Origin of the sequence: Rhizobium lentis, assembly GCF_017352135.1 — a bacterium.
Lineage (GTDB): Bacteria > Pseudomonadota > Alphaproteobacteria > Rhizobiales > Rhizobiaceae > Rhizobium > Rhizobium lentis.
Map to the genome: position 1 here is coordinate 654,685 of NZ_CP071454.1, position 14,229 is coordinate 668,913.

The 14,229-nt window shown below is 62.1% G+C and carries 14 protein-coding genes; 5 read left to right on the forward strand and 9 right to left on the reverse strand.

From position 1 onward, the window contains the following. Nucleotides 1-45: 45 nt before the first annotated feature. From J0663_RS03250 to J0663_RS03265, 4 genes are all read left to right on the forward strand, one after another. Complete coding sequence (locus J0663_RS03250) at nt 46-657, forward strand: CDP-alcohol phosphatidyltransferase family protein (RefSeq protein WP_207243038.1); 612 nt, start codon at nt 46-48, stop codon at nt 655-657. A 153-nt stretch (nt 658-810) separates the two neighbouring features. Continuing rightward, entirely contained in the window at nt 811-1,950 is a 1,140-nt protein-coding gene (locus tag J0663_RS03255; protein WP_246590361.1) for a PspA/IM30 family protein, read from the forward strand. A 5-nt stretch (nt 1,951-1,955) separates the two neighbouring features. Continuing rightward, nucleotides 1,956-2,603 carry an OB-fold-containig protein gene (locus J0663_RS03260; protein WP_207243040.1) on the forward strand — a complete coding sequence of 216 codons (648 nt, stop codon included), beginning with the start codon at nt 1,956-1,958 and terminating at the stop codon, nt 2,601-2,603. Further along, the gene (locus J0663_RS03265; RefSeq protein ID WP_207243041.1) at nt 2,600-4,363 is read left to right on the forward strand and encodes a flotillin family protein; all 1,764 of its coding nucleotides are present in this window, start codon (nt 2,600-2,602) and stop codon (nt 4,361-4,363) included. Before J0663_RS03260 ends, J0663_RS03265 begins: the two co-directional genes overlap by 4 nt. 20 nt (nt 4,364-4,383) lie before the next feature. On the opposite strand, the gene J0663_RS03270 is transcribed toward J0663_RS03265, so the two are convergent. From J0663_RS03270 to J0663_RS03305, 8 genes are all read right to left on the reverse strand, one after another. Beyond that, the gene (locus J0663_RS03270) at nt 4,384-5,124 is read right to left on the reverse strand and encodes a metallophosphoesterase family protein (protein ID WP_207243042.1); all 741 of its coding nucleotides are present in this window, start codon (nt 5,122-5,124) and stop codon (nt 4,384-4,386) included. Then, the gene (uraH, locus tag J0663_RS03275) at nt 5,125-5,481 is read right to left on the reverse strand and encodes a hydroxyisourate hydrolase (protein WP_207243043.1); all 357 of its coding nucleotides are present in this window, start codon (nt 5,479-5,481) and stop codon (nt 5,125-5,127) included. It lies immediately after the preceding gene. Next, nucleotides 5,478-5,978, reverse strand: a complete 501-nt coding sequence (locus J0663_RS03280; RefSeq protein WP_246590362.1) for an ureidoglycolate lyase — start codon at nt 5,976-5,978, stop codon at nt 5,478-5,480. The genes uraH and J0663_RS03280 overlap by 4 nt, the downstream gene beginning before the upstream one ends. Before the next feature lie 4 nt (nt 5,979-5,982). Continuing rightward, nucleotides 5,983-6,345: a HepT-like ribonuclease domain-containing protein gene (locus tag J0663_RS03285; RefSeq protein WP_207243045.1), complete on the reverse strand. Its 363-nt coding sequence runs from the start codon at nt 6,343-6,345 to the stop codon at nt 5,983-5,985. Beyond that, nucleotides 6,342-6,842 (reverse strand): 2-oxo-4-hydroxy-4-carboxy-5-ureidoimidazoline decarboxylase, encoded by a 501-nt coding sequence (uraD, locus tag J0663_RS03290; protein ID WP_207243046.1) that lies wholly within the window; start codon nt 6,840-6,842, stop codon nt 6,342-6,344. Before uraD ends, J0663_RS03285 begins: the two co-directional genes overlap by 4 nt. Then, entirely contained in the window at nt 6,842-7,765 is a 924-nt protein-coding gene (gene puuE / locus J0663_RS03295) for an allantoinase PuuE (protein WP_207243047.1), read from the reverse strand. The genes uraD and puuE overlap by 1 nt, the downstream gene beginning before the upstream one ends. A 113-nt stretch (nt 7,766-7,878) precedes the next feature. After that, the gene (locus tag J0663_RS03300) at nt 7,879-8,586 is read right to left on the reverse strand and encodes a DUF1045 domain-containing protein (RefSeq protein WP_207243048.1); all 708 of its coding nucleotides are present in this window, start codon (nt 8,584-8,586) and stop codon (nt 7,879-7,881) included. Nucleotides 8,587-8,700: 114 nt separating this feature from the next. Then, nucleotides 8,701-9,879 carry an NAD(P)/FAD-dependent oxidoreductase gene (locus J0663_RS03305; protein ID WP_207243049.1) on the reverse strand — a complete coding sequence of 393 codons (1,179 nt, stop codon included), beginning with the start codon at nt 9,877-9,879 and terminating at the stop codon, nt 8,701-8,703. On the opposite strand from J0663_RS03305, the gene mnmC2 reads away from it, so the two are divergent. Further along, a complete protein-coding gene (mnmC2, locus tag J0663_RS03310; RefSeq protein ID WP_207243050.1) occupies nt 9,878-10,606 on the forward strand; it encodes a tRNA (5-methylaminomethyl-2-thiouridine)(34)-methyltransferase MnmC2 in 729 nt (242 codons plus the stop codon). The genes J0663_RS03305 and mnmC2 overlap by 2 nt on opposite strands. A 4-nt stretch (nt 10,607-10,610) precedes the next feature. Here the strand turns inward: mnmC2 and J0663_RS03315 are convergent, their stop codons facing one another. Continuing rightward, entirely contained in the window at nt 10,611-14,006 is a 3,396-nt protein-coding gene (locus J0663_RS03315; RefSeq protein WP_207243051.1) for a response regulator, read from the reverse strand. Nucleotides 14,007-14,229: the final 223 nt, after the last annotated feature.

Genomic DNA, 14,229 nt, shown 5'->3' on the forward strand with positions numbered 1-14,229 from the left:
GCAAGGATAGACTTTTCCAACGCCGCGAAATTCCACTGAGGTAGCATGTCCGTTTATCAATTGAAGTCCCGATTTCAGAATATTCTCCGCCCTCTGGTGCGATCCCTCGCGGCGCGAGGCGTCACGGCCAATCAGGTGACTTCAGTTGCCGCCGCCGTCTCTGTTCTACTTGGCCTTTTTCTGAGCGTCGCCCCCATTCCGCATTGGTTCCTGCTGGTGCCTGCATGGTTTCTCCTGCGCATGGCCCTCAATGCCATAGACGGCATGCTCGCGCGCGAACATGGGCAGAAGAGCATTTTGGGCGCGTATCTGAACGAGATCGGCGATGTCGTGTCGGATGTCGCCCTGTATTTGCCGTTTGCGCTCATCGATCCGAACGGCTTGATGCTGGCGATATCAGTCATATTCCTCTCGGCGCTGACGGAGTTTGCCGGCGTTTTGGGTCAAACGGTCGGGGCAAGCCGGCGTTACGACGGACCACTGGGCAAGAGCGACCGTGCGGTGCTTTTCGCCGCGCTCGGCATCTATGTCGCGGTTGGCGGTGAATTTGCAGGATGGACGTCGTGGCTTTGGGCAGTGGTGGCTCTCCTTCTCGTATGGACGATCATCAACCGTATCCGCGCCGGTATTCGCGAGGCGAACACGGTCGCCCCATAGGAATCGGCCGATCTACTGCCGGTTCTCTCAATGGGCGTGATCCCGAAACTGTGTCGAACGCTGCTTGTTCTTTCAACCGTACGTTAAGTCAGGTTGTAATTTTTTAGCGCGGGTCTCTTGAAAGCACAAAAGCGGTGCTTTATGTATTCACTCATGGCTACGACGAGCAAAACACTGCATCCATCGCTTCTGCGCTACATCCTGGCTCCTGACGACCAGGCCCGGCAGGCGCTTGACGACACCATTGCTGCTTATCGCAGGATGATCGACATCCTTGCCGAGCGCATCGACGACAAGGCGGGCGCCAATCTGGTCGTCCTGCATGAGCTTGCCTATGAAACCGTCCGCGAACAGACGGGCCTGCCGGCAAGACTGGTGACGCTCGGCCTTCGCGATTTCGCCGCCAATCGCGGTGTCATTGCCGATCCGCCGCAGTTGCCGCTTGACGACAAGCTCTTCGCCATCAAGGGACCCGCCGACCTGACGATCGCCACGGTGCATGGACGTGTCGCCGTACCCTTCGACGTCGCGGGTTACTCGAAGGGATGGGAGAGCATTTTTCCGGCCTATCTCGTTGCCGGTCCGGATCACTACGAGATTCACATCGGCGTCACGCCGAATTCCGCTCGGATGGAGGAAAACATGACGAATGAAGGCATTCTTTCACGCATGGGTCGCCTGATCGCGGGCATCGCCAATGCGGCAATCGACAAGGCGGAAGGCGTCAACAAGATCGCCGTCATCGAACAGGCGATCCGCGAGATCGATGCGGCGGCCGACGAGGCGCGCACCGATCTCGGCAAGGCACGTGCCGAGGAATATCGCATCCAGAGCCGCCGGGACGAAATTGTCGAAGACATGAACGCGCTCGATGAAAAGATCCGGCTCGCCGTCTCCTCCGGGCGCGACGATCTCGCAAAGGCCGGCGTCGCCCGGCAGATCGATCTCGAATCCCAGATCGCCGCGCTCGACAAGGCGCTGGCCGATGCCAGAGAGCAGGTGGACGAGGGCCAGAAAGCCTTGCAGGCCGTGCTCGCCACACGCCGCGAGGCGGACGCCCGCCTTGCCGATTTCAAGCGCAGCATCGCCCAGCATCCCGAACAGGCCGCGGCCGGCCACGGAAGGCCCGCGCCAGGCGCGGGTGCGGCCCGCGCTGCCGCGGCGGTCTCGCGGCTCACCGGCGTTCCGTCAGCCGAACATGCCCATAGTTCCGAACTGGACGAACTCGACCGATTGCACCGCGAGCAGGCGATCGAGGCCCGCCTCGCGCGCTTCAAGGCGGATAACCGGTAACGCCCATGGGACTTCTTCTCGCCCCCGAATGCCTTCCCTTTGCGATCGCCGCCGTCGTCCTTGCCGGCCTGACCGTGATCGAGATGCTGGCGACCGTCATGGGATTTTCGATAACGGAGCTTGTCGGAAAACCGGATCTCAACGGCCATGACGGCCTCGCCGGCTATCTCTCCTGGCTCAATGTCGGCGGTGTTCCCCTGCTCATTCTCCTGATGATGGCGCTCGGCTTCTTCGCCATTGCCGGCTTTGCCATCCAGGCGGTCGCCGGCGCTTTCTGGGCGCCGCTGCCCGCCGCCGTCGCCGCCATTCCCGCCGTCCTCGTCACCTTCCCAATGGTCAGGGCATCCAGCCGGACGGTGGCGCGGATCGTGCCGCACGACGAGACCTATGCCGTCGATCTCGACGCGCTCATCGGCCGAACCGCCGAAGTGTCGCTCGGCCCGCTCGACCAGGGACTGCCGGGGCGCGTCCGCGTCAAGGACCAGCATGGCAACTGGCATGTGCTGAGAGCCAAGGCGGCCAAAGGCCAGAACCCAATGAAGATCGGCACCGAGGTTCTCCTCGTCGATCGCAAGGCAGATGTATTTATCGCCATTCCCGCGCTGGCCGATCCGGCCGGAGCGGACAATCAATCTTTCAGGGAGCAGCCATGATGTATGACATTATTCTACCGGCCGTCATTGCCATCGTCCTCATTTTCGGCATCGGTTTTGTTCTCGCCTCTCTCTACACGCGCTCCAGCCGCGACGAGGCCTATGTACGTACCGGCCTCGGCGGCCAGAAGGTCGTGCTCGACGGCGGCTCCGTCGTGCTGCCGATCTTCCACTCGATCGCCCGGGTGAATCTGAAGACGCTGCGGCTCGAAGTCCGCCGCGGCGAAGGCGATGCGCTGATCACCAAGGACCGCATGCGCGTCGATATCGGCGCCGAATTTTACGTCCGCGTCAAACCCGACGGCTCGTCGATCGCGCTGGCCGCCCAGACGCTCGGCGATCGCACAAACGACGCCGAGGCGCTTCGCATCCTGATCGAGGCGAAATTCGTCGACGGCCTTCGCTCGGTGGCGGCGACCATGAACCTCGACGCACTGCAGGAACAGCGCATGGATTTCGTCAAGGCCGTGCAGGAAGCCGTCGGCGCCGACCTCCAGTCGAACGGTCTCGAGCTTGAATCCGTGTCGCTTACACGCCTCGACCAGACCGACATCAAGCATTTCAACGCCAACAACTTCTTCGATGCCCAGGGTCTTGCGGCGCTGACCCGCATCACCGAAGGCCGCAAGAAGGAGCGAAACGAAATCGTCCGCGACACTGAAGTCGCCATAGCCCAGAAGGATCTGGAAGCCCGCCAGCAGTCGCTGGCCATCGAGCGGACCAAGCGGGAAGCCGAACTCAACCAGGAACGCGACATCGCCAACAAATCCGCCGCGACCCGCGCCGAAACCGCCCAGCAGGAGCAGGCGGCCAAACGCGCCGAGGAGGAAGCCCGTATTGCCTCCGAACAGGCGATCGCCGAGCGCGAGGCAGCCGCCAAGCAGGCGCGCGAAAGCGCCAACATCGATGCCGCCCGCGCCGTCCAACAGCGCGATACCGAAGCCAAGCGCGACCTTCAGATCGTCGCCCAGGAAAGCGCCATCGCCGTTGCCAACAAGAGCCGCGAAGAATCCGAGGCGAAGGCGACTGCCGAAATGGCCCGCGCCCGGGCAATCGCGGCAGAGGAGAAGGTCGGCACCGCCAAGGCGATCGAAATCGCAGAACGCGAAAAGCAGATCGCCGTGATCGACGCGCGCAAGAAGGCCGAAACCGAAGCGACCGCCGTTACCGTCGGCGCGGAGGCCGAAAAACAGGCGGCGAGCGACCAGGCGGAAGCCATCAAGACGCTTGCGACCGCAGAAGCGGATGCCGCAATCATCAAGGCCAAGGGCATTCTGGAAACCGGTCGGGCTCAGGCTGAAAGCGAAGCGCTTCTCAACGACGCCCGCAATAAGCTGAGCGCTGCCATCATCGAGTTCGAAATCACCCGCGAGCGCATCCGCATCATTCCCGAAGCGCTCGCCGAGGCGGTGAAGCCGATCGAGAAGATCTCCGATATCAGGATCTTCGACACCGGCGGCATGCTCGGCCGCGGAAACGGCGCGGCTGGTGGAAACGGCATCGGCCTCGGCGAAGGGCTGGCTGGCCAGCTCCTCTCCTATCAGGCCAACAAGCCGATCCTGGACAAACTATTGAAGGAGGCCGGCTTCGACGGCGACGACGCCATCGCATCCCTCCTTGGAAATCTCGATAGCCCACTACCGGCAAAGCAGGCCGCCGCGCCAAAGCCGGCAATGCCGGCCGCCGCCCCGGTGAAGCCTGCTGCACCGGCCGCAGGTCCGGCAAAGACGATCGCCCCTCAGGCGCCGAAGAAGGAATAACGACAACGTCGGCGGGCTGGCTATCTCACCCAGCCCGTCGCCAGTGCGCTCGCCCAGTCGGCACGGCCCCTCTCGGCGGCCAGTGCCGACATCGCCATATGGTCATAGGCGACGGTTCGGAATTGCCATATCCATCCGGCAGCCGTTTTTTCCAGAATGGCGTAGCTCGCCAGCGGATGGCCGACTTCCACCTTATGGTAATAGGGCAGCTCGTCGTCATAGGCCGCGCAGCCGACGCTGCCGGGATTGACGATGAGGCGGCCGTCGGACAGCCGGACGGCGCGCGGGAGGTGGCTGTGGCCGCAAAGGATGAGCGGCAGGTCGATGCCTTCGGCGAGCGCCTCGATCGTTTCGATCGGCTTCAGGAAGACGTGCCCCTCCGGCGAGACGGACTCCAGCCAGTAGAGATTGTCGTCCTTGGGCGTGGCATGGCAGAGATAGACCTCGCCGCGATAGACGGTATCGAAGGGCAGGCTGCGCAGCCAGTCGAGATGGGTTGGCGTCAGTTTCCGATGGGCGGCGGCATCCGAGGCATGCATCGCGGCCGGGTCCTGCTCGATCAGATAGCGGTCATGATTGCCCCGAACCGAGGTCAGGCCGAGCGGCATCAGCATATCAGCCGTCCGGCCGGCCTCCAGCGGGCCACTGAAGAAATCGCCGAGATTGACGATCTCCTCGATGCCCTGTGCCTGAATATCCGCAAGCACCGCCGCAAGCGCCAGATGGTTGCCATGGATATCGGCGATCGCGGCGAACCTCATTCAACTGCCTCGATAGGTGGAATAGCCGTAGGGCGAGATCAGCAGCGGCACATGGTAGTGCGCGTTGACATCGGCAATGCCGAAGCGGATCGGCACGAGATCGAGGAACGCCGGATGCGGCAGCGGCGTGCCGCAGGCTCTGAGATAATCGCCGGCGTGGAAGACCAATTCGTAGGTGCCGACGTGGAAGTTCTCGCCGACGAGAATCGGGCCGCCGTCGACCCTTCCATCGGCATTGGTCATAACAGTCGTCAGATGCCTTCGCATCTCGCCGTCGATCCGGAAGAGATCGATCCTCAAGCCTTCGGCCGGTTTGCCCAAGGCGGTATCGAGAACATGGGTTGTCAGTCCGGTCATAGGGCTGGCTCTTTGATGATGAAGGGGGTCTCGAAGAAGAACTCCTCCAGATTGTTGCCTGGTCCGTTGCGGTCGACGACCAGGAATTCCGAGGGTTCGCCGAGCGCCATCAGCGGATGATGCCATACGTTGCGGCGGTAGTTCACCCCCTGATCCCCGCGCGCAAGAAACACCTCAGGCCTGGCGGGACGCCCGTTCTCGTCCTCGGAGACGACGACGAGGAAGGGACGGCCGGAAACCGGCGAGAAACTCTGGCTGCCGAAGGGATGGCGCTCCATCATGTCAACCGCATAGGGAAAGCTGCGCGGCTGACCGCGGAAGAGATTGATGATGACACGCGCGCCCTCGCCTGCCGCTTCCGCTACGGCCAAGGCATGGAAGCGCTCCGTCGTGCCGCCATTGATGAGCCGCATCGAGGCCGGATCGGCCTCGATCACCTCGCCGAAGCGGGCGAAGGCGGATTGAGTGAGCGGGCGGATGTCGAGAAATTCGGACATGGCTTCACTCGCCTTGGGCATGCCAGTTACGGATGGCATCGATCGCTGAAAGAAGCTCCGGCAGCGTGCGATAAGTCGCCTCCCAGAGCTCGACCGGATCGAGATCGAAGACGTCCTCGAGGATACGGTTGCCCGTGCCGCAGATTTTCGTCCAGGGCAGATCGGGATGCTCGGTCGCAAATTCCGGATGCGACACCAGCAGGCGGGACGCCGCAGCACCAATGGTGAAGTGGCAAAAGGCAACCGCCTTGAAGGTAAGCTTGTCTCCGGCGAAGGCTGCCCCATCCATTCCGCCGGCGAAAGACAGCGCTTCCGACGCCGCCTCATACATCTCATTGAGATAGTCGATCGCACGCCACTCTTTCATTCAGCCTCCGGCAGCATTGATGTCAGGCGCAGTAGCGCAATCCGCTCGACCTGCGCGGCCGCCGTCGCAAATTCCTCGTCTCGACCATTGCCGATCCGTTTCTCGAAGGCCGACAGGACGTCGTCCTTGCCGAGTCCCTTGACGGCGATGATGAAGGGAAAGCCGAATTTTTCGACATAGGCCGAATTAAGTTCCGTGAAGCGGGCATGTTCAGCCACACTCAGGCGATCAAGGCCGGCGCCGGCCTGCTCCTTCCGGCTGTCCTCGGTCAGTTCGCCCGATATCGCAAGACGACCGGCAAGATCCGGATGGGCACGCAGCACGCCGAGGCGCTCCTCATGGCTTGCCGCGCGGAAGGCGGCGACGAGCGCCGCGTGCACGCCGGCCGCCGTCAGCGGCTCCGTCACGCGGCCTGCGTCATGGGCGCGCTCTGCGATAAAAGGCGAATGTTCGAAGACACCGCCGAAGCGGGAAACGAAATCCTGGCGCGACAACATCAGAGTGCATCCGGCTGATGGTGCTTGTGCCAATGCTCGGCGATCTCGATGCGGCGCGGTATCCAGACCTTGTCGTGCTTCAGCACATATTCGATGAATCGCTTCAGCGCCGCCGCCCGGCCCGGGCGTCCGACGAGACGGCAATGCAGCCCGACCGACATCATCTTCGGCTTGCCGGCCTTGCCTTCTTCATAAAGCGTGTCGAAAGCATCCTTCAGATAGGTGAAGAACTGATCACCGGCGTTGAAACCCTGCGGCGTGGCAAAACGCATGTCGTTGGTTTCGAGCGTATAGGGAATGATCAGGAAGGGTTTCCCGTCGACGCCCTTCACCCAGTAAGGCAGGTCGTCGGCATAGGAATCGGAGGAATAGAGGAAACCGCCCTCTTCCTGCACCAGTCGCAGCGTGTTGTCGGAAGGCTTGCCCTGATACATGCCGTAGGGCCGCTCGCCGGTCAGTTCGGTGTGCAGGCGCACGGCCTCTAGAATATGCTTGCGCTCGAGATCCTCGGGGAAATCCTTGTATTCCAGCCAACGGTAGCCATGGCTGGCGATCTCCCAGCCGGCCTCCTTCATGGCGGCGACGGCTTCCGGGTTGCGCGCCATCGCCAGCGTCACGCCGTAAACGGTCGCCTGCACCTTGAAATCGGTGAACATCCGCCAGAGCCGCCAGAAACCGGCGCGCGATCCATATTCATAGATCGATTCCATGTTGAGGTTGCGCTGCCCGGGCCAGGCTGCCGCGCCGACGATCTCCGACAGCAGGTTTTCGGACGCCGGATCGCCGTCGAGGATCGAGCTTTCGCCGCCCTCCTCGTAATTGATGACGAACTGCACGGCAACGCATGCCTCGCCCGGCCATTTCGGATCGGGCGTCTGGCGCCCGTAGCCGACGAGATTGCGCGGATAGGTCTCAGATACCATTAAATCACCTTCTGAAAAGACGGCGAACGGTATCATCCGCAGCTGGAATGTCGAGACGGAAACTGAGCAGAAGAATTTACCCTTGCTGCACAATTACTTAGCTTGAGGCCTGTTCAGGCGATCCTGCGTGCGCTGACCTTGCCCATCGGATGCAGCGAGTGAACGCGGAACGGACCGCCGGCACCCTCTTCGATCATCAGCGCCACATTGGCGACCATGACCAGCTCGCCGATCACAGGCCCGAAGATCGTCCGCAGCGCCGGCTCGATGCGGGGTATGTCGACCGCGTTGACCGGACCCGTTACCGGCATGTGGAAGCGGAACTCCTCCATCACGTAAGGATTGCCCCAGCGATGGAGATTGGCGAACTGCGCGGCCGACAGCCCGTCCGGGTCGCTCCGCTCGATCTCGGCTTCGCTGAGCGGCGCACGGAAACGGTCGAATTCCTGCACGATCGCCGAGGCGAGATACTGGATCTGTTCGCAGGGAGCGCTCGGCTGCAGGCTATAGAAATTGCCGAGCCGGGCGATTTCGAGGCGCGGCAGCCGGAAGGGAGGGACAGTCCCGGAAAAACGCATCAGGTCGCGCAGAAGTTGCGCTTCCGACATGTCGGGGGACAGGTGAAAAGGCGCTTTCAGGACGCCGTGAAAACCATAGCGCCGCGGCACGGCCGTATGAAAGGCGAACTCGTGAATGCCGAGGCCGCGGACGGCCGGAGGCTCGACCATCTCGCCCGAAAACACGTTTCGGCCAAGCCAGTTAGCAGCCACGAGCGAAAGGGGGTCACTCGCCGGAGGCGTGAAGCAAATGGCATAGCGCATGCAATTTCCTCCATCAAGGAAGTGAGCGCCGGTAACTTCAGGCGCTGCCGATGCGCAAGCTGATAGGTGATTTGCATGACAGAATAACGAAACGCAGCTGTATCTAATTCACGTTTAACGTGAAGCGACAGCAATATGGCTTGAAATTGCGAAGCTTTCCGGCAGCAAAAATTCACACGCTGTATCGGCCGCGATACAGACCGCCGCCTCCGCCAGCCGGTGGGCCAGCCCGAAACTGACCTTGAAGCCACCGGTCAATGCGACAAGTCGGGGATGGTCGGGATGGCGGCCGATCATCGGATCGCGGTCGATCGCCTTCGGGCGAAGCCCTGCCCAGCGTTCGACGACGGGCGCGTTGCGGAGCGCCGGCACGATGGCCCGCGCCGCCTCGATCAGCGCATCGAGCTGGGCATCTGTCGAAAAGGGATCGTCGAAGCGGTTCTCGCTGGTGCTGCCGATCGCCGCATGCCCAGCCTCATGCGCGACGACATAGAGCCCGTCGAGGAAGATCGTCGGCAGCGCCGGGTCAACACCCGCTTTCAACAGCGCCGCCTGCCCTTTGACCGGCTGGCCGAGCGGCTGCGTCAAGCCGGGCGTCAGCCCCTGCAGCAGAGGAAAGGACTGATAGCCCGCGGCCAGAATGCAGCGGCCGAACGCAACGGTTTCGCTGCCTATCTCAGCCGTGCCTCGATCCGGATCGAGATCGGCGACCGGAGCATTTTTCATGATGCGCACATATTTTGTCCGCTGCAGAAAGGCGATCAGCGCCGAAATCAACGAGCGGGGGGCGACGCGGGCGGCAAGCGTGTCATGCACGAACCCGCTCTCGCCGGCGGACGCCTCGATCCAACCATCGACATTAGGCCTGTCGAGCACGTGCCAGTGGAAGCGCCGCTCGCCTGCCCGCCAGTGGCGTTCGGCATCCTCAAAATGGCCATGGGCGATGCGGTTGAGATGCGGTTTCGGCAGCGGGATCAGCCGTCCGGACCTGTTGTAACCGGCTGAAAGCCCGGTCGCGGCTTCGAGCGCTGCGATCTCGGTTTCGAGCGATACCAGGGCGTCGAACTGGAATTGCTTCTTCTCCGACCACCGGTCCGGCATATGCGGCATCAGCGCGCCGAGCAGGCCGCCACTTGCCCCGCTGCCCAGGCTGCCGGCGTCGGCGAGAATGGTGTTTATGCCGCGACGCTCGGCGTGGACGGCCGCCCAGAGACCCATGATGCCGCCGCCGACGATCAGCAAGTCGCAAGAAGATTGACCGGACGCCGGCGCAGGACTATCGGCTTGTTCCATGGCAGAGATGAATCCAGATCAGATTGGCGCGGGCGCGCCGCAGCCGCTCGAATGGCGCGACGGCGATATGCCCTATTCCACCGCCTTTGGCGATCATTTTTATTGTCAGACCGATGGACGGCTGGAATGCGGCCATGTCTTCCTCGCCGGCAACGGCCTGCCCGAGCGCTGGAGTGGGCGGCAGGAATTCGTGATCGGCGAACTCGGCTTCGGCACCGGCCTGAACTTTGCCGAAACCTGGCGGCAATGGAAGCTGCACCGTGAGAGTGGCCAGCATCTGCATTTCATCTCCTTCGAACTCCATCCGATGCGCAGCGAAGAAATCGGCAGGGCACTCTCGCACTGGTCGGAGATCGATGCCGAGCGCGAGGCCCTGACCGCGGCCTGGCCGCAGATGCCTGATGGTACCGTCTCACTCGATGTCGATGCCCAGACGCAGCTCAGCGTCGTCTGCGGGCCAGCGCTGGACGGCGTTGCCGCAGCAAAGCCCAGCTTCGACGCCTGGTATCTCGACGGCTTCGCGCCCTCGCGCAACGGCGACATGTGGTCGGAAGAACTGATGCGTGAGGTCAACGAAAAGACCGTTGCCGAAGGCACCTTCGCAACTTATGCCGCGGCCGGCTTCGTGCGCCGCAACCTCATCGCGGCCGGTTTTACAGTCGAACGCCGCAAAGGCTTCGCCGGCAAGCGCGAAATGCTCTGCGGTATCAAGACTTCCTGCGCATAAAAGATTAGTAGCTGGTGCGCTCCGGCTGGAACTCGTCCTTGCCGAGCCATTGCCGGATCTTCTCTTCCAGCAGTTCCGGGCTGATCGGCTTCGACATATAGTCGTCCATACCGGCATCGAGGCAGAGTTCGCGATCGCTTTCAAGCGCATGGGCGGTGACGCCGATGATCGGCACCCGGTGGCCCTGTCCCTGTTCCCGTTCCCGGATCGTCCGCGTCGCCTCATGGCCGTTCATGACGGGCATCGAGACGTCCATCATGATGATGCGCGGCGTGTGCCGCTCCCAGGCGGCGACCGCCTGCTTGCCATTGGCAACGACCAGGAAGGAAAGGCCCGTCGACTGCAGGATTTGGGTAAAGACGATCTGGTTGACCTCATTGTCCTCGGCGACGAGCACGTCGACGAATTCGGCCGACCGCTTCTGCGGCTCGGGCGCAGGTGCGGGCGCCGGCACGGCCGATTCCGCCTGCAGCCGGGCGATCTCGGCTTCCGAAGCCTGTTTCACACGTCGGGCGCGCACCACTTCAACGACGGTGTTGCGCAGCACGTTGGCGCGTGCCGGCTTCATCAGATGCGCGTGGCCGTTCAGCGCTGCAAATTCCTTTTCCGTGCCGGAAATATCCATCGACGTCAGGAAGATGATCGGCAGCTCGACGAAGCGGGGATCGGCGCGCAGCCGACGCGCGACATCGGCGCCGTTCATGTCGGGCATGTGATAGTCGAGCACGACGGCATCGACGGTGACGCCGAGATCGGCCGCCGCTTCCAGGATCGCAAGACCGGTGCCGCCGCCCTCGGCGGCCACACCGTCGAAGCCCCAGAGTGAAAGCTGCTCGGTGAGGATGCGCCGGTTCACCTCATTGTCGTCGACGACGAGAATGCGCGCGCCCTGCACATTGATCGGCAGCGGCTTCGGCTCGAGGCGGGCGGCCGCCACCGCAAAGGGGAGGTTGATGGTGAAGATCGAACCCTTGCCCCATTCGCTCTCGACATTGATATAGCCGCCGAAGAGATCGACGAGGCCAGCGGTTATCGCAAGGCCGAGCCCCGTTCCCTCATGCCGCCGGGTCGAGGAGGCGTCGACCTGCGAGAACTTGTCGAAGACGGATGCGAGCTTTTCGCTTGGAATGCCGATGCCCGTATCTTCGATGCGGATGCTCGCCATGATCTCGCCGCCGGCGATCGTCTCGAAGCCGACATCGACGAAGACATGGCCGCGTTCGGTGAATTTGACGGCATTGCCGACCAGATTGGTCACGATCTGGCGGAACCGCCCGGCGTCTCCGATCACGGCGGCAGGCAGATCCGGAGCTGCCCGCACCAGGAGCTCGATATTCTTCTCGGCAGCATGCGAGGACAGGAGCGTCGCCACGTCCTCCACCGCTTCGGTGATATCGAAGGCGGCTTTCCGCAGTTTCATCTGCCCGGCATCGATCTTCGAGAAGTCGAGGATGTCGTTGATAATGGTCAGCAGCGCATTGCCCGATTTGACGATGATATCGATGAAGGTCTTCTGGCGCGTATCGAGATTGGTCTTGGCAAGCAATTCCGCCATGCCCAGCACGCCGTTCATCGGCGTCCGGATTTCGTGGCTCATATTGGCAAGGAACTCGGATTTGGCGCGGTCGGCGGCTTCTGCGCGCGACAGGAGCTCGCGCAATTCCGCCTCGCGGCTCTTGAGCTCGGTGACATCGGTGAAAAGCGCGACCCAATGCTGTCCCCGGCTGACCGTCGCATCCATGTTCACCCAGCGCTCGCCGCCGACATGGAAAACGGTGGAAATCGGCTGCCCGGTCGCGATATTGGCGCGCCACTCCTGCAGGATTTCGTCTGCAGCATCGTGGAAATCACCGCGCGCCGCGCAGAATTCGAACATGCCGAGCCAGCCCTGACCAGCCTCAATATAATGGGGCGGGATCTGCAGGATGTCGGCCATCGCCTCGTTGGACATCTTGATGATGCTGTCCTGGACGATGGCAAGGCCTTGGGACATGGCATGCGTCGCATCGCGCATCATTTCGCCGAGCCGCTCGAGCGCGGCCCGCGTCTCGTGGATCTCCTTTTCCCGTTCGCGCACCGCCGAAATATCGGAATAGGTGAGCAGGATGCGGTCGTTGGAGATGCGGCGGCTGTCGAAGATGACGGATTTGCCGCCCGCCCAGCCGAGTTCGATCGGTTCCGGCACTTCGGCTTCGAACAGGTGCTTGCGGAAGGCGTAGATTTCCTCCGGCGCCTGCGTTCCGTCGTAGCGGCCGAGCTCGTTGTTGCGGCGGATGACGTCGAGGAAAGGGCGACCGTCGAAGCGATCGTCGAGCGGCAGTTCCCAGATGCTGTAGAACTCGTCGTTGACGTAGAGAATCCGATGGTCGTTATCGAGGATCAGCACGCCGACCGGCAGCGAACGCAGAATGCTCTCGATGTCCCGATGCAGTATTTCTTCCTGCTTGCGTGACTCAATCAACGCCTTCTCGCGTTCCTTGAGCGGCGAGATATCGGAAAAGGAGCCGACAACATAAGTTCGCCCATCCGCCGTCACGACGCGGTTGACGCGCGAGATGACTGGATAGACATGGCCGCTCTGGCTCGGCATCTCGCTCTCGAGCTCCACCGAAATGCCGTCCCTGAGCGCCAGCAGGTTTTCCTGGTAGATCGCCTCAGCGCCTTCCGGCCCGAACATTTCGTGTTCGGTCATTCCCAGATACTCGGAGCGGGAGCGGCCGCTGAAGGTCTCATAATACTTATTGGCATAGACCAGGTGGTGCTTGTCGTCGCGGACGAAGACGGCAACCGGCAAGTCCTCCAGGACGGTGCGCAGAACGTCGAGTTCGTTGACGCTCTCCCCCCAGGCCGATTCGCCGGCGGCCGCAGGCTTCGCGCCCTTGTGATAGGCGGCGTTGACGACCAGCGGACGGCCGTCTGCCGCAAAGATGCCGATCGGATGCTCGAGCTTTTCCAGCGCTTCGCGCACCTCAGCGAAATCGGCGGCAATTCCGGAATCGTTTACAGTCTTAGAGTTGCCGGTAACCCCCCTGTCGGCAATGGCGCTGCGCTCGCGGGCTTCAAAAATGCCGAGCACATAGATCCGCTCCGACGACGGCGAGAAACTTTCGATCTGGACGCGCTCGTGACGGCGGCTATCCGCGTCGAAGCAGATGGCGCTTTCCTCAGTGCCGAACACCAGCGCCCGACGTTCCCTGTCTTCGCGATCCTCTTCCTCGGGGCGGTCAAACAGTTCGCGGCTGCGCCTGCCGATGAAATCGGAAATCTCGCGGCCGAAGAAGTCGGCATAGGCCTTGTTGACGGCGACATAGCGCAACTCGCTGTTCTTGACATAGGCCGGGGTATCCAGATCGGCGATCCGGCGGCAGGCCAATTCCAGTATGTCCCCGGCTGATTTCAAGAAGTTATCGCTCCCGCAATGAGTGAAATATCAACTACAAAGACTATAACGCCAAGGCTTTTAACAAGGTTTTAACCATAAATTTCGAGGGCGGAATTTTACAAGCCGGCTTACCAGCTGGAGCGGCCCCCGTTTTCGGCACGAGACCCAAAGCATGCCGTCATCGGCAGCAAATCCGATCGGCGGCGATGCGCTTTTATTCTTGGTTGGCCATTGAAATCAT